17 protein-coding genes are annotated in these 24,045 nt (G+C 46.0%); 9 read left to right on the top strand and 8 right to left on the bottom strand.

Annotated elements, in window-relative coordinates; genetic code table 11:
• Positions 1–63: 63 nt before the first annotated feature.
• Positions 64–447, bottom strand: a complete 384-nt coding sequence (locus tag K2P83_RS03485) for a surface-adhesin E family protein (protein ID WP_292926491.1) — start codon at positions 445–447, stop codon at positions 64–66.
• A gap of 357 nt (positions 448–804) precedes the next feature.
• Here K2P83_RS03485 and K2P83_RS03480 point away from each other — a divergent pair, with 357 nt between their 5' ends.
• From K2P83_RS03480 to K2P83_RS03445, 8 genes are all read left to right on the top strand, one after another.
• Positions 805–1,452, top strand: coding sequence for a MotA/TolQ/ExbB proton channel family protein (locus tag K2P83_RS03480; protein WP_292926490.1), 648 nt, complete (start codon positions 805–807; stop codon positions 1,450–1,452).
• Complete coding sequence (locus K2P83_RS03475; RefSeq protein WP_292926489.1) at positions 1,439–1,840, top strand: biopolymer transporter ExbD; 402 nt, start codon at positions 1,439–1,441, stop codon at positions 1,838–1,840. Before K2P83_RS03480 ends, K2P83_RS03475 begins: the two co-directional genes overlap by 14 nt.
• A gap of 11 nt (positions 1,841–1,851) precedes the next feature.
• Positions 1,852–2,727, top strand: coding sequence for a hypothetical protein (locus K2P83_RS03470; RefSeq protein ID WP_292926488.1), 876 nt, complete (start codon positions 1,852–1,854; stop codon positions 2,725–2,727).
• Positions 2,728–2,864: 137 nt separating this feature from the next.
• Positions 2,865–4,145: an HD-GYP domain-containing protein gene (locus K2P83_RS03465; protein ID WP_292926487.1), complete on the top strand. Its 1,281-nt coding sequence runs from the start codon at positions 2,865–2,867 to the stop codon at positions 4,143–4,145.
• Between the two features lie 30 nt (positions 4,146–4,175).
• Complete coding sequence (locus tag K2P83_RS03460; protein WP_292926486.1) at positions 4,176–5,471, top strand: GGDEF domain-containing phosphodiesterase; 1,296 nt, start codon at positions 4,176–4,178, stop codon at positions 5,469–5,471.
• Positions 5,472–5,708: 237 nt separating this feature from the next.
• Complete coding sequence (ilvA, locus tag K2P83_RS03455) at positions 5,709–7,220, top strand: threonine ammonia-lyase, biosynthetic (protein ID WP_292926485.1); 1,512 nt, start codon at positions 5,709–5,711, stop codon at positions 7,218–7,220.
• A gap of 272 nt (positions 7,221–7,492) precedes the next feature.
• A complete protein-coding gene (locus tag K2P83_RS03450) occupies positions 7,493–9,601 on the top strand; it encodes a methyl-accepting chemotaxis protein (protein ID WP_292926484.1) in 2,109 nt (702 codons plus the stop codon).
• A 184-nt stretch (positions 9,602–9,785) separates the two neighbouring features.
• Positions 9,786–14,363, top strand: coding sequence for an Hpt domain-containing protein (locus K2P83_RS03445; RefSeq protein WP_292926483.1), 4,578 nt, complete (start codon positions 9,786–9,788; stop codon positions 14,361–14,363).
• A gap of 351 nt (positions 14,364–14,714) precedes the next feature.
• Here K2P83_RS03445 and K2P83_RS03440 read toward each other — a convergent pair whose 3' ends face one another.
• Together K2P83_RS03440 and K2P83_RS03435 are read right to left on the bottom strand one after the other, a co-directional pair.
• Positions 14,715–16,115: a calcium-binding protein gene (locus K2P83_RS03440; protein WP_292926482.1), complete on the bottom strand. Its 1,401-nt coding sequence runs from the start codon at positions 16,113–16,115 to the stop codon at positions 14,715–14,717.
• Between the two features lie 32 nt (positions 16,116–16,147).
• Entirely contained in the window at positions 16,148–18,790 is a 2,643-nt protein-coding gene (locus tag K2P83_RS03435; RefSeq protein ID WP_292926481.1) for a choice-of-anchor L domain-containing protein, read from the bottom strand.
• Positions 18,791–19,006: 216 nt separating this feature from the next.
• Between K2P83_RS03435 and K2P83_RS03430 the strand changes: the two genes are divergently transcribed.
• Positions 19,007–19,171 carry a PEP/pyruvate-binding domain-containing protein gene (locus K2P83_RS03430; RefSeq protein ID WP_292926480.1) on the top strand — a complete coding sequence of 55 codons (165 nt, stop codon included), beginning with the start codon at positions 19,007–19,009 and terminating at the stop codon, positions 19,169–19,171.
• Between the two features lie 181 nt (positions 19,172–19,352).
• Here the strand turns inward: K2P83_RS03430 and K2P83_RS03425 are convergent, their stop codons facing one another.
• The 5 genes from K2P83_RS03425 to K2P83_RS03405 form a co-directional block, all read right to left on the bottom strand.
• On the bottom strand, positions 19,353–20,573 hold the full coding sequence (locus K2P83_RS03425; RefSeq protein ID WP_292926479.1) for a class II fructose-bisphosphate aldolase: 1,221 nt from the start codon (positions 20,571–20,573) through the stop codon (positions 19,353–19,355).
• Between the two features lie 38 nt (positions 20,574–20,611).
• Positions 20,612–20,956, bottom strand: a complete 345-nt coding sequence (locus tag K2P83_RS03420; protein WP_292926478.1) for a hypothetical protein — start codon at positions 20,954–20,956, stop codon at positions 20,612–20,614.
• 22 nt (positions 20,957–20,978) lie between these two features.
• Complete coding sequence (gene cbbX, locus K2P83_RS03415; RefSeq protein ID WP_292926477.1) at positions 20,979–21,920, bottom strand: CbbX protein; 942 nt, start codon at positions 21,918–21,920, stop codon at positions 20,979–20,981.
• Between the two features lie 183 nt (positions 21,921–22,103).
• Positions 22,104–22,538: a ribulose bisphosphate carboxylase small subunit gene (locus K2P83_RS03410; protein ID WP_292926476.1), complete on the bottom strand. Its 435-nt coding sequence runs from the start codon at positions 22,536–22,538 to the stop codon at positions 22,104–22,106.
• Between the two features lie 20 nt (positions 22,539–22,558).
• Positions 22,559–24,019 carry a ribulose-bisphosphate carboxylase large subunit gene (locus K2P83_RS03405; protein ID WP_305261862.1) on the bottom strand — a complete coding sequence of 487 codons (1,461 nt, stop codon included), beginning with the start codon at positions 24,017–24,019 and terminating at the stop codon, positions 22,559–22,561.
• Between the last annotated feature and the right edge of the window lie 26 nt (positions 24,020–24,045).

Here is a 24,045-nt window from a genome sequence, read left to right as displayed (position 1 = left end):
TCCTTAATAAAATAGGGCAAACCGGAAATTAAAAACTGAATCCAATTATACGTTTGAACTCGTTCAATCAATACAAATCGTCTCTGCAATATGCCGGAAAATTGAGTTGGCCGAAAAACCAAACCAATCCCGGGATTCATCATGATGCGCGCCAATTACCATGCCTGTAGCTTCTTTATCCGGATACAACAGCATCGTGATTGAGCGGGCTTTGTGATAGGCGCAGTCAAATTCATATAATGTTTTAACCGCACGATGCCCGCCTTTTTGCTTTTCCTCGTAGCTGGACAACACCCAGATTTTTCGGAACTGGCCGTTCTTTTGCAGGGTCTCCGGGTCAAAGTAATGCGCTTCGCCGGGTTTGGCTGCAGCATCCGCTTTAATCCACTTGGCTTGCACAATTGTAACAACCATCAGCAGAAACAGTACCATTAAACATTTTTTCATAATTAATCGCTATAATTGGCTTGTCCAGTCTGCTTTTCTTTCCCCGGAATTTCCAAACAATGGGTAATCCGTATAGGCTTCGTGCCTTTCTGCAACAAAGTCACAAAAGTAAATCATTTTGCCATTAAAGTGTTCCAACTGCTGGTGTTTTCAACTATTCTTAGCATCCATCCGGCCTAGTGATGTTAGGTTCTGTATCGCAATTTCTCGACGGAATGACACGATGACGTGCTCGTTACAAATGTAATGATAGTTGGAATGAAAATATTTCTTATTAGAAATTTCTTGTATTCAATAAATTTCTAATAAGTACTGGCAATCTAAAGCTTTATGAATAGCCTTAATCTGGAGTTAACTATGGAAGAACTAAATCAAGCCTGGGTCATGTTAAAGCTTGGTGGAATTATTATCATTCCACTGTCTTTACTGGCGGTCATCGCTCTGGCAATTATGCTTGAAAAAGCATTTGTTTATTGGCGTTACGCGCGCCTTTCCAGCGATTTGCTGAACCTTGTCGAAACGTATGGTTTCAAATGGAACGATCTGGAAAAAATCCTTTCCGGATTGGATCAGCGTCATTATTACAAGCGTTTCTTTGAAGTGGTGATTTCCAACCGGCATAAACCGGCATGGTGGACTGAATCGCGCGCTGCCGATGAAGCGCAAATCATTGAAGAATCTTTGTCGCGTCGGCTCTGGGCTTTGGAAACCATCGTCACAGCCGCACCGCTGCTTGGATTGGTGGGAACCGTGGTCGGTATGATGCGCGCTTTCCAGGTGATTGGCAGCGAAGGCATTGTTAACCCCGCGGCGGTCACAGGCGGTGTTGCAGAGGCGCTGATTGCCACCGTAGTGGGCCTGGCGATTGCGCTGGTAGCCTTGTTTGGATTCAATTATTTTTCCCGTTTGCAATCACTGACATTGGATGAAATGGAACGCCTGGGTACGCGGCTGATCGATAACATCCGCCTGGATCAACAGGATAATAACCATGAAGCTCCGTAAATCCCGCGTAATTCATAAAGGTAAGATAGAAATCATCCCGATGATCGACGTGATGTTTTTCTTGCTGGCGACATTCATGCTGGCTTCTTTATCGATGCAGAAACTGGATTCATTGCAGGTTGATTTGCCAGAAGGCCAAGCTGAGAAGCTCAGTGCGGAAAAGCCTGTTACCCTGACGCTAACCAAAGACAGTAAAATTTTTATCAATCAGACGGCTGTTACGCTAGAAACGCTGGCCACAACACTCAAGCCGTTACTCTCAGACTCAAAACAGAAGCTGATTGTGTCCGCGGATAGTGAGGCGCCTCAAGGCATTGTCGTGCAAGCCATGCTCCGCGCCCGGTCTGCCGGTGCCCAGCATTTTCTGATTGCGGTCAAACATAAATAGCATAGAAAAGAATGGTAAGTTCCAGATCGAGAGAAATTCGCCTGTGGTGGCCATTGCCGCTGGCTGCGCTCGTCTGGCTGTTGCTTATCTGGGGCTTGGGATTTTTCTTGTCCATTCCCGAGGTGGAAATTGAAACGCCACCCCCGATTGCTGCGAGCTTTATTGATTTAAACGAAACAGAGGATGCCAAGAACTCGCTGCCTGCTTCTTCGCAATCTACCCCAACGCCAACGCAAGAGAAACCTAAAGCCGTCGAGGAAGTAAAACCGGCACCGAAATTACCGCCGCTTCCGGCTCCGAGTCCCCCATCGCGATCACAGCCCAAGCCAAAAGCGGTCGAAAAGCCCAGTAAGCCCACGCCCACCCAGCCTACCAAAGACAAGGTAATCACTAGAACGCCTCCAAAGCCTGCCCCCGATGCGGCTACGGATTTATCCGATTATATTAATCAAGCCAAAGCGCGCCGCCGCGCGGAAGGTCTTTTTGATAATGATGATATGGCAGCAAACACTGCCACGCCGCAACCCACTGCCGATGAAATCCGTATGGCCAATGTCAGACGCAATCTCCAGAATCCCGGCACCAGTGGCATATTTCAAATTCTTAGAATAGGTCCGCGCACAGCTGAATTTTCATTCCGCGCCTGGACAACGGGTCAAAGCAATCCCCGGCTGCAAACGATCCAAGTCGAAGCCGGACCGGATGGCAATGTTGAACTCGCCATGGTCCGCCGGATGATCCAATTAATTCGTGAACATTACAAAGAAGATTTCAACTGGGAATCGCACCGTCTGCACCGTGTCGTCGTATTATCCGCACGCGAGAAAGATTCAGCGGGGCTGGAAGATTTCCTGATGCGCGAGTTTTTTATTAATCCGGTACGTTAGCAAGATTCTATTCAAGAAATCCGCTAAATACGTCGTTACTTCCTCAAAGCAGAAAACGCTTTCATTATTCTATCCTTCAACTAAATCGAAGTTTATTTGATAAAACTTCCTCTCATTCTTTAGCGAATACTTCTGCTATGGCAAGTAATACCACAATCGAAGTTCCTGTAGACGATCTTCAAGTAGGCATGTATGTCAGTGATCTTGATCGTCCCTGGCTTGAAACGTCCTACTCTATTCAAGGTATCCTCATTCAATCCCAGAACGATATTGACATTTTAAAACGCTATTGCACGCTCGTTTATGTGGATGTAGATAGAAGCGAACCTTTCGTGGCTCAGCGACATACACCTTATGCAAAGATCCCTGTTTCAACGGATATTGCGAATAAACACAAACAACTGCAACCCAATGAAACTGAATCCCTCGGCGCACTACTCCAGCGTGCAATACCCTATACTGATATCCACGCTGCGGAACAAGAAATACCTGCTGCCACGAAGGCATATAGCGTCGCATTCACTTTATTCAGCGATATCAGTATCAACATCGAACGTAACACCAAATTTGATATTCAAGCAGCGCACGAAGTGGTTGATACTTTATGCGAAAGCATTATCCGTAACCCAGATGCGGCACTTCTGCTTGCACAACTCAAAACTACCGGGAAAGAACTCTACGATAGTGCAATTAAGACTTCAGTTCACTTGCTAGCCTTCGGCCGTCACCTTGGTCTCCCACGCAAAGAATTATCGATACTTGGATTAGGTGGATTATTGATGGATATCGGTAAACAACGACTGCCGAAAGAAATCCAAACTAAAAAGAGTTTTCTTCTCAAACCTAATGAACGCAAGCTAATGAAGCAACATATATCTTATGGAGAAGAAATCATTACCCAGCTAAGTAATACGCCGGAAGAAGTCATTAAAATTGTGCTCCAACATCACGAGCGTGAAAATGGGAATGGGTATCCCCATGGCTTGCACGCCAATCAATTACACCCCTATGGCCGAATGGCAGCAATTGTAGACTGTTACGAAGAACTTATTTGGGGTCAGCCTGGAATGCCAGGCATGAGGCCATTTCATGCAATCAAAGAACTTAGAGATAACGCACAAAACGGACTTAGCTATCTACTGGTAGAACAATTTGCGCATTGCGTCGGCATGTTCCCGGTGGGTAGTCTTGTTGAACTCAACACGGGCGAAATTGCGATTGTACTCACACATAACCGCACGCAAAGACTTCTTCCTCGTATCATGATCATATGTGATGCCAAGAAGAAGCCTTACGATGCTCCCCTGACAGTAGATCTCAGAACTGCAGGACCAAGCCCAAGAGGTATCCAGTATACTATTGCCAACGACCTGCCACAGGGAGCTTATGGGATTGATGCTAAGCAATATTATTTATAAATTACCGAGACTTGCCGCCAAAATTTCTCTATGACTGTGCTTTCTTATCAAGATTTCCTGCACACAGCTTCCAGAAAGCTATGTGATCCGAATAACCTTGGTCGGCATAATGCGCTGCTGCTAGTGAATTTTGAACGGCTAGCCGAGCTTGATGGCGTACTGGGCTTCAATGCAGTCGATGCGATTGTGCGGCAAGTCTCGGGCCAGGTCAAAGATGCATTGAATGCAGAGAGCCTAGTTGGAATAACTGGGCGCTATCAAATTTGCTGCCTACTGGTTGAATTGCTTTCAGATGCACATGCTATTTTGGCTGCACATAAGATTCTGAGAATCTTGATACCTCCTGTTGTTTTAGGTAAGCGAAACATAACCTTGGCACCACGTATCGGGGTAGCCCTGAGTAATAAAAGCGGCCCCGCATTAGATCAACTACTGAGTGATGCAAGCTTGGCAATACATCAAGCGAAGTTGGAACAAGAATCCATCAAGCTTTTTGCCGCGGAAACGAAAGATCCATTTCTTTCCCAAATTGATCTCTGGTCAGATTTGGGTAATGCCATCGAGGCAGGCGAGTTGCATTTGTGCTATCAGCCGCAAATCAATCTCGCTAGTGGAAAAATTGAATCTACGGAAGCCTTACTTCGTTGGCATCACCCAGATCATGGTCCAATCCGAACTGACAAGTTAATACAGGTTGCGGAAGGGACAGCGCTCATGCCTAAGCTCACACTGTGGGTATTTCATACGGCATTAAGAGAATGTTCCGAATACCGTAGGTCCGGATTAAATGCTGGGATTTCGATCAATTTTTCTGCCGATGATTTGCGTGACCCGGAATTGACAGAGCTTGTCGCACAAGGGCTATCACTTTGGGGTGTCTCGCCAGGCAATGTAACGATTGAACTCACCGAGACAGCCATCATGGAAAATAATTCAGGCACTCTGGATACTTTGCACAAGCTAAAGGACATGGGCTTAAAACTCGCGATGGATGATTTTGGAACGGGCTATTCCTCAATGGCACGTATGCTAGATCTTCCTTTGGATGAAGTTAAAATCGACATGATATTTGTCAAACATATGACAACAAAGTCTACGCATGACCGGATCGTCGATTCCATGATTAGCCTTGCGCATCGGCTGAATCTATCGGTAGTTGCTGAAGGTGTAGAGGATATTGCCACTTATGACCGTCTGTGTACTCTTGGCTGTGATGTGATCCAAGGTTACCTTATTGGAAAACCTATGCCACTGCCGGAGCTTATCAAGACCGTCAGCAACCGATCCCTAAGTTTTTTAGAAACCACATCGCAGAAATCAAAATAAAATTCAGCATCCGCACAGTATTACCTGATCAGTCAAGACCGAGAATTTGGCATTCATTCGCATCAGCCGATAATACGGCATACATGACTTTTGGATCAAGCACGAGAAAATTTGAACCGGTTATTCTCTAAAATTAGAACTTTCCCATAACGGCAAACTTATGCTTTCCCTGATCGTGATAAAATCTCTGTTACAGTTCCAGACTAAAAGTTAACCTGGATTTACCCACCTTCCGTTATGAAAAACAATTACCTAGAAAGAATACTGACCGCGCAGGTTTATGATGTGGCGATCGAGAGTCCGCTGGAGCTTGCTGCCAATTTATCCGGGCGCATCCATAATCAGGTGTTACTAAAACGGGAAGATTTGCAGCAGGTCTTTTCTTTCAAGTTGCGTGGTGCGTATAACAAAATGATCAAGTTATCGCCTGCGGTGCGCAGCCGCGGCGTGATTGCGGCCTCTGCCGGAAATCATGCGCAAGGCGTGGCATTGGCTGCCAAGCGGTTGAGCTGTAGCGCTACCATCGTGATGCCGGTGACGACACCGCAAATCAAGGTAAACGCGGTGATGGGGCATGGGGCCACGGTGGCCTTGCATGGCGATTCCTATAACGATGCTTACGAGCACGCAATAAAATTGGCAATAGTAGAGCAAGCCACCTTTGTTCACCCCTACGATGACCCGGACGTAATTGCCGGACAGGGAACGGTTGGCATGGAAATCTTGCGGCAGCATACCGGGAATATTCACGCTATTTTTGTGCCGATTGGCGGCGGCGGATTGATTTCCGGCATAGCGGCTTATGTGAAACGATTGTATCCGAAAATCAAAATCATCGGCGTCGAGCCGGTCGATTCGGATGCGATGTACCGTTCATTGCAAAGCGGCCGCCGGGTCAGATTGGCGCAAGTTGGTTTGTTTGCGGACGGCGTGGCGGTCCGGCATGTGGGCAAGGAAACCTTCCGTTTATGCCGCGAACTGGTCGACGAAGTGATTCTGGTCGATACCGACGCCATTTGCGCGGCAGTCAAGGATGTATTTGAAGATACGCGCACGATATTGGAGCCTTCCGGCGCGCTTTCCGTTGCGGGCATCAAAGCGTACGTCGCGCGTGAAAAGATCTTGCATAAAACGCTGGTTGCGATTGCATCCGGTGCCAATATGAATTTTGACAGGCTGCGGCATATCTCAGAACGCGCGGAAATCGGTGAACGGCGTGAGGCTGTGTTGACCGTGACGATTCCGGAAAAACCCGGCAGTTTCAAGAAATTTTGTAATTTATTGGGTGCCAAAAGCATCACTGAATTTAACTACCGTTATGCCGATCCGAAAGTGGCGCATGTTTTTGTCGGCGTATCGGTGCGCAATCAGGAAGAAACCCAGAAACTGATCAGCGAATTAAAACAAAGCGGTTTGGCCACCGAAGACATGAGCAATAACGAAATGGCCAAGCTGCATATTCGTCATTTGGTCGGCGGACACGCGCATGATGTTAAAAACGAGATTCTTTATCGCTTTGAATTTCCAGACCGTCCCGGTGCGCTAATGAATTTTCTGAATAACCTGAGCCATAACTGGAATATCAGCCTATTTCACTACCGTAATCATGGTGCCGATTATGGCCGCGTGCTGATCGGAATTCAAGTTCCTCCGGAAGAAAGATCTGACTTCAAAGCATTCCTGAATCAATTGGGTTATCACTATTGGGACGAGACCAAGAATCCCGCCTATAAATTATTTCTTGGATAATTAATTCGAAGCATCTCAGCTCCTGAGAAATTGCGCTTGTCATTCCAAACAGATGGAATAATACTAAGAAATCAATAATATAGATTTCTCACCTCGCTCGAATTGACAGCTATTCATAGACTCTATAAAAGACCTTGTTTTACAGGTCTTATCCTGTTTTTGACCCCACACTTCAGCGGTTAAGCTATCACCCGACAACAATCGTGTCTGGTGTCGTCTGTCATCAAAAAACTGAATATCCAGACAAGCCCGTATCAATGCTGGAGAAAATAATGGAAAATAATTTATCTAAATTTGACTTAACAACCAGAATGGTTGCCATAGGAAAGAAACTTCCGGTTATTACCTTACCGGCAAAGAAAAGTATTTCTAAGAGTACTTCCATTTTAAGCACTAGCTGGATAATGGGCGGCATCCTGATGCTTTTTACTGTGCTGCTGTTGATAACACTGGCTATCAGCGTCAATCAAGCCAGGCATCATACGATTCAACCGGAATTGGTTGCGCAATTGGAGATACAGCATTTACGTTTGTCAAACGCCGCACGGCAGGTGCACATGGGCAATGCGAATGCATTTGCCGAGTTACAGGGCAGTCAATATCTGTTAAACCAATATATTGCATTGCTATCTCAGGGTGGGATCTATGATCATAACAAGATCGTTCCAGCCGCAGATCAATCGCTCGCATCAATCCTGAATGCCTATCAGCAACACTGGCAGATTGAGGCTAAAAAGATTGTTCTGATTTTGAACCATAAAGAATCTTCGATTAAGCTAAACAGCAGCATCAAAACAATCCAGATTACGCAGAATCAATTGGCCAGACGCATCGAAGAATTAATCGGACGCATGGCAGAAATCGGCAATCTGTCTCAGGAAATACGCACGATGGAATCCATAAGAATGCATGCGCGTACCGTAGCAAAAAATATTAGCACGATTCTTTCCAGTGAATTCTCGATGACAGAAATCACTGCGCAGCTTGCTCAGGATCACGCACAAATCTCAGCAATGATCCAAATCTTAAGTCAAGGGCAGAATGGACTTGGGGCAGCCTCTAACAAGGATGAGATCATTCAGGATCTTTTGTCTCATGCCTATTCGCTGTTGAGAAGATTTGATGATCACTTGCGGGTGATTCAACAAGAAATACCGGTAGCTTTTACTGTGCAGTTGGCTATGGATGAGGTTGCGAACAACAGTGCGGCCATGTTGGATATGACGCGCGCACTGGAGGGTGAGATCCAAGAGAAGAATAGGCATACTGTATCTTTATTCAATGCGCTGATTTATACATTTGGCGCAGGCGTAGTGCTTGCGCTCATATTTTTTTTCCAGTCAGTACGCCGGAATGCCCATTATCAAGATTTAGCAAGCAGAAATGAAGTTGAGAAGGCGCAAAAAGCAATAGTGACCCTTTTGGATGATATGAAAAGAATCGCCGATGGTGACCTGACCGTTCGCACGGATATCACGAACCATATGACCGGTGCCATCGCCGATGCCATCAATTGCACAATTGAAGAATTGCACACACTGGTGGAGCAGGTCAATCAGGCAAGCGCACTGGTTGTTAAATCGTCTAATCAGGCGCAATATGTTTCGTCGGGGTTATTAACAGCGGCACAACGGCAAACGGCAAAAATTGAACAAACCACCCTGGCAGTGATCGGTATGACGGAATCCATCAGTAAGATATCCGATATGGCAACAGAATCCGCAAAAGTCGCCAAACAATCGTTGTCCACTGCGGAAAAAGGCACATCGGCGGTGCGTGAATCCATTGCCGGAATGAATGAAATCCGCGCATATATTCAGGATACCTCCAAACGCATCAAACGCCTGGGAGAAAGTTCACAGGAAATCGGTGAAATTGTTGCACTGATCACCGATATCACCGATCAGACGAATGTTTTGGCGTTAAATGCAGCGCTGCAGGCAACAGCCGCTGGTGAAGCCGGACATGGTTTTACCGTGATTGCGCAAGAAGTGCAGCGTTTGGCTGAACGCTCAGCAGAAGCCAGCAAGCAAATCTGTGAATTGATTGTTACAATTCAAGGCGACACACAAGATGCTATCGCAGCGATGGAAAGAAGCACACTTGGCGTGGCAAAAGGCGCCAAGCGCTCTGATGCAGCCGGGCGGGCGCTGGAAGAAATAGAAGAAGTTTCAAAGCAACTGGCTCAACTGGTTACCAATATTTTTGATGTCACGAATACCCAAACACGAGCAGCGCATAAGGTAGTTGCCAATATGGAAGAGATTCTTCATATTACCCGGCAGAATACGGAAGGGACATTGAAAACCACGGGGTCAATCAAACAGATTACTGGTTTTGCATCTGAGCTGAAAGCATCGGTATCCAATTTCAAGGTGTAATGGGCACCTCTAAAAATTCAAAGTCCTAACCAGCATGAATCACAAACAAAAAATGGTTACGCAGTGCAAGTACGCTATGCAAGGAAGCTTTTTTGAGAGCAACAAAGTGTTATGACAAAACTTGGATATATAGAGATGCCCTAATGTTGATTAAGATTTCAATTGGGAATAGATGGTATTAAAAATGAGCGCACAACCCAAACTTAATATTGCCTCGATTATCGGAATCAAGGACGGAATCTATCAAGTATTCGCTTTGATTGACCAGAATCTGGATGTTTATAGCAAGCATCCTGGCAATGACAAGCTAATCAGAGATTGCATGAATTATATCCATCAATTGGACGGCTTGCTGGAGATGCTGAATCTGACGAGCATCACCATCGTCACTGAAAAGATGGAGCAATTGGTTGCAGCGCTCATCAGCAAGAAGATTGAACCCAGTCCGCCGATTTTCGATGCGCTGAAACAATCCACCCAGGCATTGCTTTATTACCTGAATGAGCTGATTGACGGTGTGGAAGAAAATCCGCTACGTCTGTTTCCAGCGTATCGTGGGTTGATGCAAGTGTATGGTTTTGAAAATGCGCCCGAGAGCGACTTATTTTTCCCGCGGTTAACGGCTAACCCGGCATTAAAGGCGGAATCAACGCATATTGATGCTTTAACGGCTAAATCCTTAGCCAAACAATTGGGCGCCGAGTATCAGGCCGGACTGCTTACGTGGTTGCGTGATCCATCGAATAAAGACGGTTTGCAGAAAATGGCCGCGGCAGTCAATCAGCTTGAAGAATTTCCGGGAACTATTGAAGGGCGCGCATTCTGGTGGGCAGCCGCGGGTTTTCTCGAGGATTTATTGTATCTGGAAAGCAATCAAATCGATCTTCCGGTGCGCCGCCTGTGCGGGAAGATTGAACAAACCATACGTCATCTTGCCGCTGGAACCCTGGGCAACACTGCACCGTTGATGCGTGAATTGCTGTACCACATTGCCCACAGCGAATCAGCCAGTCAGCGCATCAGCGATATCAAGAACAGTTATACCTGGCCTGGTCTGACGTCAGACCAGGATACGCTGACTTTTGAACAGTCGGAAGCCTTGCGTCCCATTTTGGATAGGCTACGAAATACGCTGATGCAGGCGAATGATATCTGGCGTGAATTTTGTGCGGGGCACCAGGAAAGTCTGGCCTCGTTACTTGAATACATTGATTGGCTCAATCATCAAGCGCAGCAAACCGAATGCGCGCCGTTAGTGAAATTAATCGATGCCATTGATAGCACCGTTACATATTTACATGATCAGCCTCAGGATGCCAGTGAAGAGCTGGCGATGGAAATGGCGACCGCTTTGTTACTGGTTGAAAGTATTATCGATGACTTTAACAAGCTGCCCCCGGATATCTCTCAGCAGATCGATGTGATTGCCGCTCGTCTGCGTGGCATTACTGAGGGTGATGTCAATGTCAGCGAGTTGCCGCATGCTCCGGCGTTTACTGTGTTAGAAAGTACATCACAGGAAAAAGAATTACTGGCGCAGGTTGCACAGGAAATTCTGACCAATCTGGGGCAAATCGAGACCATTCTGGATAAATTCTTTTTTGAACCCGCCAAACGTGCAGAATTGTCCGTGCTGCCTGGTTTATTCAAACAAATCTTCGGCGCGTTGGTCATGCTGGATTTGGAACGTGCGCACACTTTGCTGCATCATTGCCTGAACCTGGTCGAGAAACTGTTAAAGCCGGGCCATGAAATTGTTGAGACAGAACAGATCTTGCTGGTGGATGGATTAAGCAGTCTGGGTTTCTTTATTGAAGCGCTCAGAAGCGGGCAACCCGAGAGTCAGCAGATTGTCGAAGAAGCGATTGAGCTTTTTCAGATTGCAACAATTCCCGCCAGCGCACCGTTACCGCCGCAAACGACTGTGCCAAAACCTGCAGTCGCGGCAAAGCCAGATATAGCAGCCGTTAAAGCGGCAAGCCCCAGCGCCGGTGTCGATCCGGAATTGCTCGCTATTTTCCTGGAAGAAGCGGAGGAAGTTCTGGCAAGTATTGCTACTGAACTGCAGAAGTGCCGGATCAATGCTACCGGTCGTGAGTCTCTAACTGCTTTACAGCGTGGATTTCATACACTCAAAGGCAGTGGCCGCATGGTCAAGCTGGAGAAGATGAGTGAAGTGGCCTGGCGCTTGGAACAAGTGCTGAGTCATTGGCTCACTGAAAAAAGATCGGTTTCCGATCCATTAATAAGCTTAATCACGCGCACGCATCAGGCCTATGGCGAGTGGTGCAGGAATCTGCGTGAACAGGGCGCAACAGAGGTTGATGCCAGTGAATTGTTGCTTTTAGCAAAAGCGCTATTAACCAGTGAAAAAGCAATCGAAACACAGGGGATGGATTCAGCAACAACGGCTAGCAGTCTTGTTGACATAGACGCCTCGTTTGAAGCCGAAGCGGAAGAACCAGCCGTATTCCCGGATTCCTCACCCAGCGAAACAAAAACTAAGCCTGTACAGCCTGTGCCGTTTGCAGCCGAAGCAGTTGATCAGATCAATCTTGAGCTGCTTCCGGTGTTTCTGGAAGAAACGCAAGACATCATTCCGCAAATGGGCGGTAAATTGCGCGCCTGGCGCATGCTGCCGCAAGACGAAGATATTCATCATGCACTACTGCGATTGTTGCATACCTTGAAAGGCAGTGCCCGCATGACGGGAGCGTTGCAGCTTGGTGAATTGATCCATGCAATGGAAAGTCATGTGGAAGCAGCTTTTCATGAACGCAACATTTCCGACCCCGCGCTGGACCAGCTCGAAAGTGAATTTGATGCTATCAGCGTTAAAATTGAACAGCTTCAACGCATTGAGGTACTGCCACTTCCAGTCAATCAGGGCGCTACGGAGAGGATTGAGTCAGTCGATGTGGTGCCCGAGAAATCCGAGCTGCTTCAGGCAAAAACCATTTTGCGTATTAACTCCGAGTTGATTGATCGCCTGATTAATGATTCCGGCGAAGCCAGCATGCTGCGTTTCAAAATTGAAGCGCAGCTCAACAATTTTAAACAATCACTGCAGGATCTGACTGAAAGCACGCACCGCTTGCACGACCAGTTGCGCGAAGTGGAGATTCAGGCGGAAACACAAATGCAATCGCATCTTGCGCAGCGGCATGAAAGCGAGCCTGCGTTTGATCCGCTCGAATTTGATCGATTCTCCCGCTTCCAGGAACTGACGCGGCTGATGGCCGAAAGTGTCGATGATATTATCACCGTGCAAAAAAGCTTACGGGCAACACAAACGGTCGCGGAAGAAGCCGTCACGCAGCAATCCGTAATTAACCGCCAGCTCCAGCAATCTTTGCTGCAAATTCGCACGATACCTTTTGGTAATTATGCTGAACGTTATTATCGTATCGCGCGGCAAGTAGCTGACCATGTGAATAAAAAAGCCAATCTTGAAATACAAGGTGCAGAAATTGAAATTGATCGCAGTGTATTAGAGAAAATTAATCCCCCTCTCGAACATTTGCTGCGTAATGCGATAGCTCACGGCATCGAAGAGCCAGTGCTAAGACAGCAAGCAGGAAAGCCTGAAATAGGGAAAGTCGCTATCCACCTGCGTCAGGAAGGCAACGAAGTGATCATCACGCTGAGTGACGATGGTCGTGGTCTGAATTTGCCGCGCATCCGTGAGGAAGCGCAACGGCTTGGCTTGATCCAGGAAAATGAGATCTTGGATGATGACAAGGCGATGTCACTGATCTTCATCCAAGGCTTATCAACAACTGATTCCATCACCGGAATTTCCGGTCGCGGAATTGGTCTGGATATCGTCAAAAATGAAATTTCGATGCTCGGTGGCCGAATCAGTGTTCAGTCTGTTCCGGATCAGGGAACAACGTTCACAATTTATTTACCGCTTATGTTGTCCGTTGCACAAACATTCATGGTCCGCACCGGTAAACAAATCTATGCGATTCCTGCTTTTATTGTCGAACATAACCGGGAATTCGATCCCGATACGCTGAAAACAATCTATCAGGATCGACAGATCGAGTTTAATGGAAAGAAATACTTGTTCTCCCATTTGTCGCATTTGCTGGGTCAGACAGATCATATTCCGGAAATCACCAAACATAGCCAAGTGTTATTCCTGCACAGCGGGACACAATATCTTGCCGTGCATGTCGATGAGCTAATCGGTAACACCGAAGTAGTGGTCAAGAATATCGGTTCACAGCTTGCGCATGCGCCCGGTGTTGAAGGCGCTACGATTACCGGAGATGGTGAAGTCATTCTGATCCTGAATCCAGTGAAACTGATACAACGCACCGATGTTCAGAAAGCGCTCAATACTCCGCTGCCAGAACTCACGGCAATCACGCAAAAGAGAACCAACGCAGCACCTACGATTATGGTGGTGGATGATTCATTGACGGTGCGCAAGGTAACCTGCCGCTTGTTGGAACGTGAAGGTTGTGAGGTGTTGATTGCCAAGAATGGCAAGGAAGCAATTGAAATTCTTCAGGACAGTATTCCGGATGTCATGCTGATCGATTTGGAAATGCCTAAAATGAATGGTTTTGAATTGATTGAATGGGTACGTGCGAACCCGGAAACGGCACATATCCCGATGATTATTATCTCCTCAAGAACCGCGGAAAAACACCGGAAAATCGCCAAGGATCTGGGGGTGAATATATTTCTTGGTAAGCCTTATAAAGAGGATGAATTGCTCAATCATTTGTCTGAATTGATAAGAAAATAAGCAGTAGAAATAATAGAGAAAAATATTGCACAATTTCATCGTCTCCTAACACGTTAGCGCGTCAAGCTCTGATTATTGAACAACACTATGGCCTCCCGATGGATATTGAATATATGCTGGATTGTCATTCCGAACGCAGTGAGGAATCTTTGAAAATTAACAGTATAGATTTCTCGCTATGCTCGAAATGACAGTTATTCAGAGGCTCTTCAACAGACCGTTGAAACGTATTCGAGGCAGCCGATACAAGGCAAAAACAGGCGGAAAAGCGCAGTTTATGTGTGATAAATGAGCATTTTGAGCCTGTTTTTAACACCGTAGTGGCAACGCAGATAGTTTTTCAACGGCCTGCTAGATCACTACAAACTCTGCATTGGTCATGGCTAATCCACCCGTCAGTGTTGCAATCTGTACTGCAGCGCCCAAACCACTACCATCTGCGTCGTATAGCAATGCACCGGTCGTATTGTTGTAGATAATAAAATCATCAGCATCCAATGCGCTCAAACCGACTTTAAATTGCCCGGCTGCTAAAGTACCTGTGGCTGTTAGTACTGTAAATACAGCATTTTCTAGCTTGATAGTATCATTCGCCACGTTATAGTCAGTAATCGAGTCAACATGACCGGTTGTTGTAAACCTGAATGAATCGTTACCGGCCCCGCCAGTGAGCACATTATTGCCTAGCCCGCCATCGAGCGTATCATTTCCCACTCCGCCATCTAGCTGATTGGCGGCGGTATTGCCAATGATGACGTTGGCCAGATCATTGCCCGTGCCGTTGATGGCGGTTGCGCCAGTCAGCGTGAGATTTTCCACATTGGCCGATATCGTATAAGTTACACTGCTATTGACTTTGTCAGTACCCTCACTCAGATTTTCCGTGATGCCATCACCGGCATTGTCGACCGTATACGTATCATTACCCAATCCACCGACTAGGCCATCTGCACCAGCACCGCCATTGAGTGTGTCATTACCGGCGCCACCATTAAGTACATTGATTGCAGCATTTCCAGTGAGACTGTTCGTCAGATCATTGCCAGTGCCATTGATGGCCAGTGCACCCGTCAGCGTGAGATTCTCCACATTGGCTGATAGCGTATAAGTAACGTTGCTATTGATTTTATCAGTGCCTTCACTCAGATTTTCCGTAATACCATCACCGGCATTGTCGACCGTATAAATATCATCACCCAATCCACCGATTAGGCTATCTGCGCCAGCACCGCCATTGAGCGTATCGTTACCAGCTCCGCCAGTGAGTACATTGATTGCAGTATTTCCAGTGAGACTGTTAGCCAGATTATTGCCAGTGCCATTGATGGCCAATGCGCCTGTCAGCGTGAGATTCTCCACATTGACTGATAGCGTGTAAGTTACGCTGCTGTTGATTTTGTCAGTGCCCTCATTGAGGTACTCGATAACGACATCTCCTGCATGGTTAACCGTGAAAGTATCATTACCCAATCCACCAATCATGGTATCCGCACCGCCAGCACCATTGAGTGAATCGTTACCAGCTCCTCCATCCAAAACGTTATTTTTTCCATTGCCTGACAAACTGTCGTTGTAATCACTGTCCATCAGATTGTCGATGTTAGTCAAAGTATCTAATCCTGCGCCAATGGTGTTTTGCTGCGTGGCGATCGCCAAGGAGACTGTAATAGGTGCAGTGGTATAAGCGTAAGTCACGGTATCGTTGGATACTGTGCCAGCCAGAATATCGTTTACTGCTGTGCCAACCAGCAATTGACCTGCGTTAAATGCGGCAGTTGCTACCGTTAGCCGTGCGCTGACACTGGATCCATGCGAGAGTCAGTCGCCGTTATATTTAACGCATAAGTGCCACGATTGCCCAAATCTGGCGTGCCTGTCAGCAGGCCGGTGGTTTCGCCAATCTGTAGCCAAGCAGGCAGAGGATTGCCATCAGCGAGTGTGGCGCTGAAGCTCAGGAAATCGAGTAGATCAATATCATTAAACGAGGTACTTGCATCGTAACTCAGAAGTGAATTGTACTGAACTGCCTGATTAACCAGGGGAGCTATGAGAGTTGGGGCGTGATTAACGGATGAAGGTTCCACAATGAACATTTGGTATGCAGAGACACTTCCTCCTTGGCCGTCAATTACCTGATAGGTTAGTTCCACCGGTCCATTAAATCCTGGATTTGGAGTGATGGTAAATGTTAACCCATCGGTAGTGTTGACGATTCCATTGTCCGCTGTCAGGGTGCTGCTGTCGATTGCTAGTGTGCCGCCATCTGAATCGCTAAAGCCCTGCAGCAAATCGTTTGCGCTAATGGAGTAATTGGTGTTTTCCAAGCCATTGATTAGATTAGCGGTTGCACTTCCGCTCGGCGCTTGATTGATATGGATACTCAAATCACCAATGGTCGTGGAGTTAATACCATCTTGAACGCTAAGCAAATCCTGCCATTCTGTTTCAATGACACTAAGACCAGTCGCTCCAATAGGCCCGCCGCCAGACATGACATCATCAACAGCATCCGACATACTCTTATTACGATCGAAAATTTCTCTGAGGGGCTGTGGATAGTTATTTTTATTGGTAATTCCAGTAATATCAATACCAAGAATATCTGCGAGATCATTGGCATTAGCTAAATCTAGCGTTTGATTGTTTGCTGCCGCATCGAGAATAGCCAGTGTCAATTTCATACCGCTGTCATCATCAGAAAGTGAAGTTAGAATGGCGACTTGTACCGCAATTTTTTCTACTAAGACTGCTGTTGGCTCTGATGGATTATTCGATAAAATCGGCCAGGTATCGTAAGTTTGTAAATTAATCTGACTGGGAAGCCCTAAGACAGTTTTAATATTAAGCGCGGCTATATTCGGTGATATGCCCAGATCAATGGCATCTTGTACCAATGTCGTCAAAGGATTATTGACACTGGCACCCAATGGGCCAGTCAATTGCATCAGGGTAACGACCAAATCTCCATTGCCTGCTTCCAATATGTTTTTCTGTGCGCTGACCAAAGACTCGAAGTTCGAACCATTGTCGGTATAAGTCGCTTTGACTTGAATATCTTTTCCAACATCAGCGGCCGAGATGGTGTAGGTATTGCTGTTGGTTCCAATGTCGCTCCAACTGTTACCGTAGTTACTAGAGATCTGCCATTGGTAGTTAATTGCCCCGAATATACCATTAGCGTCGCTTACAGTTGCGGTTAGCGTATTTCCTTTTGAACCAACGCCATCGATGAATATCAATCCTGGTGAATTAGTTGGCGCTGGACCTGGGCCGGAAACGGGTGTTAATCCGGTGGTATCTAGAACGAATAGCCCATCACTAAATTTGGCAAATTCAAAATTTACGAGCGTGTCTGTACCATCAGATCCGGTGCCGGTATTGGTGTCCGTCATCGTGAAGTTATCGCTGCCCGGGTTATATGCGACGGCATAACTGGAGCTGGCTCCAGAGTAAACAGCCGTATCACTGATGCCATCGCCGCCATCTAGGTTGTCGTCACCACTATCCCCCTTGATTTCGTCATTGCCGCTTCCACCAAAAACGGTGTCAATACCACTTCCTGCAACCACAATGTCATCTCCGGCACCTGCATAACAAGTATCATCTCCACCTTTCAGATCAAAATATTCATCCTTTGATGATCCTGTTATGTTGTCATCATTTTCTGTGCCCGTGATGGGAGGTGTAATCACAACACCGGAACCTGGAATATTTCCCGCTGAAAAATTGGCTAGAAAAACGCCGCTATCATAAATGTGGTCTCCAGTATCAGCGATACCGATCTTAATATGATTAGTTGAACCGCCAGGAATGATCGGTGCAATGATTTTCAGTAAATGGCTGACACCGTCGTATTCGATGGGCAACACATTACCTGCATTATCCTGAAAGTATCCGGCAGCTAGATTGGCGCTTACTACGCTCAAAGGATGCATCGGATCATGATTGAATAGCGCATAATTTACACCGTTAACCATGACGATTGCTGAGTCGACGAATTGATCGACCCACTCTGGAAACTCATCGGAGCCGAATACCAAATCAAAGCTTACTGAGGTAGCGGTAGGATCTGTGACGGTAAAATCAAATGAAAGCGTAGTGGCATCGTAAGATTGGGTTTGAAAAACTGTATTGACTACGGCATCGATATCATTATCACCGTTATAGAAACCGGTAATGCCACCATTATCTTTACCATCCCACCCCACTGTATTAGAAGTTCCGGGTGCGTATCCAGATGTAAGGAGTAATCCCGCACCGATACCCAGTTGTGTGAGTGAGCCATCGTAAAAATTTACTGCAGTTTGTCCTGAAGGTTTTAAAGCAATAGAGGCGGAATTAATAACGATGCCAGAGTTTGACGCCAATAGAGCATTGGTCAAAGTCGTTTTATCCGAACCTGTATAGGTTATGAAAGGTGCGGGCATACTATTTTCCTTTTTTATAAGGTTAATATTAAAAATTATACTTATTTTATATATGGTATATATTGATATATATCAATATATACCAAGTTATATTTTTAGTTAATAGAGCAACGAGTTATATAATTCGTTCGCTGTCTGATCGTATGTAAATCCTAAATTGATAAAATCCAAGACTATAATGGTAGAGACCATTTATTAGTTGATAGGAGTTTCCCAATGACACAATATATCGCCTGGTTTGATCAATTGACGATGCACGATGTAGGCTTGTTTGGTGGTAAGAATGCCTCGTTGGGAGAGATGATCAGCCATCTTTCACAGGCTGGTGTGAACGTGCCGGCAGGTTTTGCAACCACGACAGAGGCTTATCTGGATTTTTAGTTGTCAATGGCGTGGGCGACCTTTGTTCAGGGAACCATCAGCCCAGATGAATTCTATGTTTACAGGTTCGGACTGAAACCAGGCCTCTGGCCTTCTATCCTGGTGTTACATCCTTGCATTTAATTTAGGACATGCTGCAATTGCTGCTTATAGCTCTGACGCTATGGAGTTGAAGGATAGATTATGCACTTACAGATTCCTTCAATTGATGGTTTGTACTGGATAGTGTTGAGACAAAAGTAGTATTGATCTTTTTAGAATCAGTCGAGTGGGATATTTGACTGTAGAAAGCAATATAGTTCGGATGAGATTGGTAACTGTTGATAACATCTGCGTGTGCCAGTTGGATTCGCCAACAAAGGCGATATTGCCCCGGTTCTGATAATGCCCAGCCCGAGAAAACTTGGCGCACACCCGGAATTGTCATTAAAGCTTTACGTGCCTGTTCAGTCAGCGTATCAAATTGCTGTAGATAGCGGCTCTCAATATTACAAATAATGATTTGTTCTACAGACTGCCAAGGGCGGCACTGAATCAAAACTTCCGCTGCGCGGCCTGCTGATCCCCAGAGATGCATATACAATTTGATTTGTTCTTGGAGGCTTTCTTTAACACCGTGCAATGATTCAATATAGCCCTTTTTGTTACTTTTTTGGCTATTGGAACGAATGACTGCGGCAGCGATATCGGAAAGTTCCGTGTAACAGTTAATTTTAGCAACGCCATTTAAAATCAGCTTATGGTATTGCTCCTCAACTAATCCACTTCCGCCATGCAGCACCAGTGGAATGCCAAGTTCGTCGTTAATGCGTTTCAGACGTTTGAAGTCTAATTTAGTGCTGCGATTGGGCTGGCGGCCATGGATAGTGCCAACGGAAACAGCAAGGAAATCAATTTTGGTACGCTCAGCATACACTTTAGCTTCTTCTGAAGAGGTATAGACGACTTCTCCCAAGTTATTGATGGCATTTTCTCCCTCCACCCCACCTACAAAACCAAGTATTCCTTCAACTGCTGTGCCGCAGGCATGAGCGACTTCTGTAACACGGCTGGTTTGAGTGATATTGACGGGGAATGTTTCTGAAGAAACATCCAGCATGACACTGTTGCAACCAAGATTAATCGCTCGAACGATGGATTCATGTTTCTTTGCATGATCAAAGTGGATAGCAACCGGCACTTTGGCGTGATGCGCAGCTCGTTCGGCAGCCGGCATGATCAGGCTAAAATCTTTTTGATGGAAGAGCGGCTCAGAAAGATTGAGAATGACTGGTGAACGACAAAACTCGGCTGTCGTGATAATAGCTTCCAAGAAGTCCAGGCTTACCAGTCCAAAACCACCGATTGCGTAGTTATTTTGATAAGCATGATTCAACATATCGCGCATATCTACAAGTGGCATTTTTATCCTCTGTAATTTAGGGGTGTAAAAAAATTAGCTCAATGCATGATTTTTTCAAGTGCCTGATCCAAATCATCCAGAGCTGATCCCATGATAAGACCTGCATAGCTATGGTATAGCCACAATTCACAAGAAACGGGTAGGTGTAAACCACGTCGTCCACGAATCTGAAACTCGCGCCATGCCAAAATGGGCTGATCGTCTTTATTACTATCTACGCATAGCCACATGGCCTTGTCTAGAATGACTTCTAATCCGCGATGCTGCTGTAATGTCACTCGCAAAGGATAGCCTAGTCGCAGCAGCGCTAGTCGCCCGCGGTTATAACAAGCCGCTTCGATCGTTTTAGGGAAAATTCGCCAAGGGAGAGTCAGCGTTTCCATCGCTATCGATATATTGTAATTTTTATTTTTTGTTTTTTGTTTTGGATTCACTATCCAAGGTACTTTCAAGAAAAACACGACTCGCTAGAATATCTTCCGCTTCTAATGTAATGAGATCCGTTTTGGATAATGATCTGTTTGTTCCGGAAAATAGTCGATTTGCCTGCCGCAGCCGAGCACGATCAAGCGCGTTACGAACTGAGCGCGCATTGGCAAAATGCTCTGACTTCATACGCAGGCGGATATATTTCCCGAACGCCTTTTCTCCGGCTGCACTGAAGCAGTAATTCTGACTTTCTAACATTAACTTAGCAATCGCGACTAACTCATCTGCACCATAATCCGGAAAGTCGATGTGGTGCGCTATGCGCGAGCGCATGCCGGGATTACTATGGAAGAATTTGTCCATGCGATCTTTGTAGCCCGCCAAAATAACAACCAAGTCATCGCGATTATTTTCCATCGTTTGCAGCAAAATTTCTATTGATTCTGCACCATAGTCACGTTCGTTCTCTGGTTTATAAAGATAATAAGCCTCATCAATGAAAAGAACGCCTCCCATCGCTTTCTTTATCACCTCTTTTGTTTTTGGTGCGGTATGTCCAATATATTGACCGACCAAGTCGTCTCGGGTCACTGAAACCAGGTGCCCCTCACGCACATAACCAAGGCGATGTAAGATTTCTGCCATGCGCAGGGCTACTGTTGTTTTCCCAGTACCGGGATTTCCAGTAAAACACATATGTAAACTGGGTGCTTCTGCAGATAATCCCATTTGTTTGCGAACACGATCGACCAGCAACAATGCAGCCGTCTCGCGAATACGAGTCTTCACAGGAATTAAGCCAATCAACTCACTATCTAGTTTATCCAGTACTTCTTGGATATTAGACTCCCGGAACTCTGCATCCAAATCAATCACGATATCTTTGGGCGAAGTTAAGTTTTTAGATTGCTTAGGCATGTTTGATTACTCATTGAGGTCTCATGGGATAGATACTGTGGCATACATATCAATTATGTACATTTAATCTTTAGTGGCTACTATGGAATACTTAATCGATTAAATTTTTTAATGCCATCACGCTTACACTACTCACTATTTCTCTCCCTCCTTTACGGAGAGAGAGAAATCTTACACTAACTGTTAGTAACGCTCAGCTTCCGGTTTGTCGGTTGCATAAGAGTGAATGGTATAACTAATGCTCCGTCCAGCTCCTTCTTGACGAACCAAACCAAAACCTGGTTCTTTCTTAGGCCGATTGACAATATAAGACATGGTCGGACTTTCCACTCCACGTGTTGAATTAAATGCAGTCACGCGGATATAGTGGTTTGGGAAAGTCTTACGGCAACTATTGATTTCCAGCAAGATTCCTGCCGGATCTTTCAAATCAAACATAGGATTGCCAAACATTTCCCAGTACGTGTTACGTGGATGCGGGTCATCCGTATATTCGATTCCGATTGCCCAGCCATTCTTTAACGCATACTTGAGCTGAGCTGAGATTTGCTTGTCGGTCAATGGGGGCAGGAAAGAAAATTGCCCCTGTGTGAGAACATTACCTGGATTGGTCATCATGATTGTTTCTCCTAAAATGGTTAAACGCTTGCAGTTGTGGAGGGCACAAAGTCAGCGGTATCAGTAGAATCGTAGTTAAAGGTGATATCTTTCCACGTATCCAACGCTTGTTTGAGCGGCGTACACCACTTGGCAGCATCTGCAAGAATTTGCGGACCTTCTTTGACGTAATCCCGGCCTTCATTACGCGCCAAAATCATCGCTTCGAGTGCGACACGGTTTGCTACTGCGCCGGCCTGAATGCCTTGAGGATGGCCGATCGTACCGCCACCGAACTGCAATATCACATCTTCGCCGAGATAATCAATCAACTGATGCATCTGGCCTGCATGAATACCACCTGAAGCGACAGGCATGACTTTATTAAGCGACGCCCAATCTTGATCGAAGAACAGACCGTGTTCTAGATTCTTTTCAGTATTTGTGTCACGCAAGGTATCGTAAAAGCCTCTGATCATCAGCGGATCGCCTTCAAGCTTCCCAACAACCGTACCTGCATGAATATGATCGACACCCGCCATACGCATCCACTTACAAATCACACGGAAATTCATACCGTGATTTTTCTGGCGTGAATAGGTCGAATTTCCCGCACGATGCAGATGCAATATCATGTCGTTCCTACGTGCCCACTTTGCCATCGACTGAATTGCGGTGTAGCCGATCACCAGATCGATCATGATAATGACTGAACCCAGAGATTTTGCAAACTCCGCTCTTTCATACATGTCTTCCATCGTGCCGGCCGTCACATTCAAATAATGACCTTTGACTTCACCGGTTGCCGCAGAAGCTTTATTGACTGCTTCCATGCAATATAGGAAACGATCACGCCAATGCATAAAAGGCTGTGAGTTAATATTCTCATCATCTTTCATGAAATCCAGGCCGCCTTTTAGGCCTTCGTATACAACGCGTCCGTAGTTACGTCCGGAAAGACCCAGTTTTGGCTTGGTCGTTGCACCCAATAACGGACGACCAAATTTATCTAAACGTTCACGTTCTACCACGATACCTGTTGCAGGACCTTGGAAAGTTTTCAGGTAAGCAACGGGAATACGCATGTCTTCCAGACGCAGTGCCTTGACTGCTTTGAAGCCAAAGACGTTACCGATAATGGAAGCGGTTAAGTTGGCGATTGAGCCTTCTTCGAATAAATCGATATCATAGGCGATATATGCAAAGTATTGCGCTTCGTTTTTAGTACCTGGGCCTGTGTTTGGAACCAGCTCAGACTTATATGCTTTAGCACGATAAAGTTCACATGCAGTCAGCCGGTCAGTCCATACCACGGTCCATGTTGCCGTAGAAGATTCGCCTGCGACCGCTGCTGCCGCTTCTTCATGATCCACTCCCGGTTGAGGCGTGATGCGAAACATCGCAACAACGTCTGTATCTTTGGGTACATAACCAGGTTCCCAGTAGCCCATTTTTTTGTATGGAAGGACACCGGCTTTGTAACGTTCTTTACCTTCTTTCATGGTTTCTGAAGCCATAATTTTTCTCC

The sequence above is a fragment of the Nitrosomonas sp. genome (assembly GCF_019752415.1).
Taxonomy (GTDB): domain Bacteria; phylum Pseudomonadota; class Gammaproteobacteria; order Burkholderiales; family Nitrosomonadaceae; genus Nitrosomonas.
Note: the sequence above shows the minus strand (reverse complement) of the source record. Positions and strands in the feature narration are given on the sequence as shown.

Coding starts and splice junctions, on each gene's coding strand:
- K2P83_RS03450 (WP_292926484.1), top strand. CDS start 7,493: ATGGAAAATAATTTATCTAAATTTGACTTAACAACCAGAATGGTTGCC.
- K2P83_RS03460 (WP_292926486.1), top strand. CDS start 4,176: ATGACTGTGCTTTCTTATCAAGATTTCCTGCACACAGCTTCCAGAAAG.
- K2P83_RS03445 (WP_292926483.1), top strand. CDS start 9,786: ATGAGCGCACAACCCAAACTTAATATTGCCTCGATTATCGGAATCAAG.
- cbbX (WP_292926477.1), bottom strand. CDS start 21,920: ATGCCTAAGCAATCTAAAAACTTAACTTCGCCCAAAGATATCGTGATT.
- K2P83_RS03420 (WP_292926478.1), bottom strand. CDS start 20,956: ATGGAAACGCTGACTCTCCCTTGGCGAATTTTCCCTAAAACGATCGAA.
- K2P83_RS03485 (WP_292926491.1), bottom strand. CDS start 447: ATGAAAAAATGTTTAATGGTACTGTTTCTGCTGATGGTTGTTACAATT.
- K2P83_RS03410 (WP_292926476.1), bottom strand. CDS start 22,538: ATGATGACCAATCCAGGTAATGTTCTCACACAGGGGCAATTTTCTTTC.
- K2P83_RS03480 (WP_292926490.1), top strand. CDS start 805: ATGGAAGAACTAAATCAAGCCTGGGTCATGTTAAAGCTTGGTGGAATT.
- K2P83_RS03435 (WP_292926481.1), bottom strand. CDS start 18,790: ATGCCCGCACCTTTCATAACCTATACAGGTTCGGATAAAACGACTTTG.
- K2P83_RS03470 (WP_292926488.1), top strand. CDS start 1,852: ATGGTAAGTTCCAGATCGAGAGAAATTCGCCTGTGGTGGCCATTGCCG.
- K2P83_RS03405 (WP_305261862.1), bottom strand. CDS start 24,019: ATGAAAGAAGGTAAAGAACGTTACAAAGCCGGTGTCCTTCCATACAAA.
- K2P83_RS03430 (WP_292926480.1), top strand. CDS start 19,007: ATGACACAATATATCGCCTGGTTTGATCAATTGACGATGCACGATGTA.
- K2P83_RS03465 (WP_292926487.1), top strand. CDS start 2,865: ATGGCAAGTAATACCACAATCGAAGTTCCTGTAGACGATCTTCAAGTA.
- K2P83_RS03425 (WP_292926479.1), bottom strand. CDS start 20,573: ATGCCACTTGTAGATATGCGCGATATGTTGAATCATGCTTATCAAAAT.
- K2P83_RS03475 (WP_292926489.1), top strand. CDS start 1,439: ATGAAGCTCCGTAAATCCCGCGTAATTCATAAAGGTAAGATAGAAATC.
- ilvA (WP_292926485.1), top strand. CDS start 5,709: ATGAAAAACAATTACCTAGAAAGAATACTGACCGCGCAGGTTTATGAT.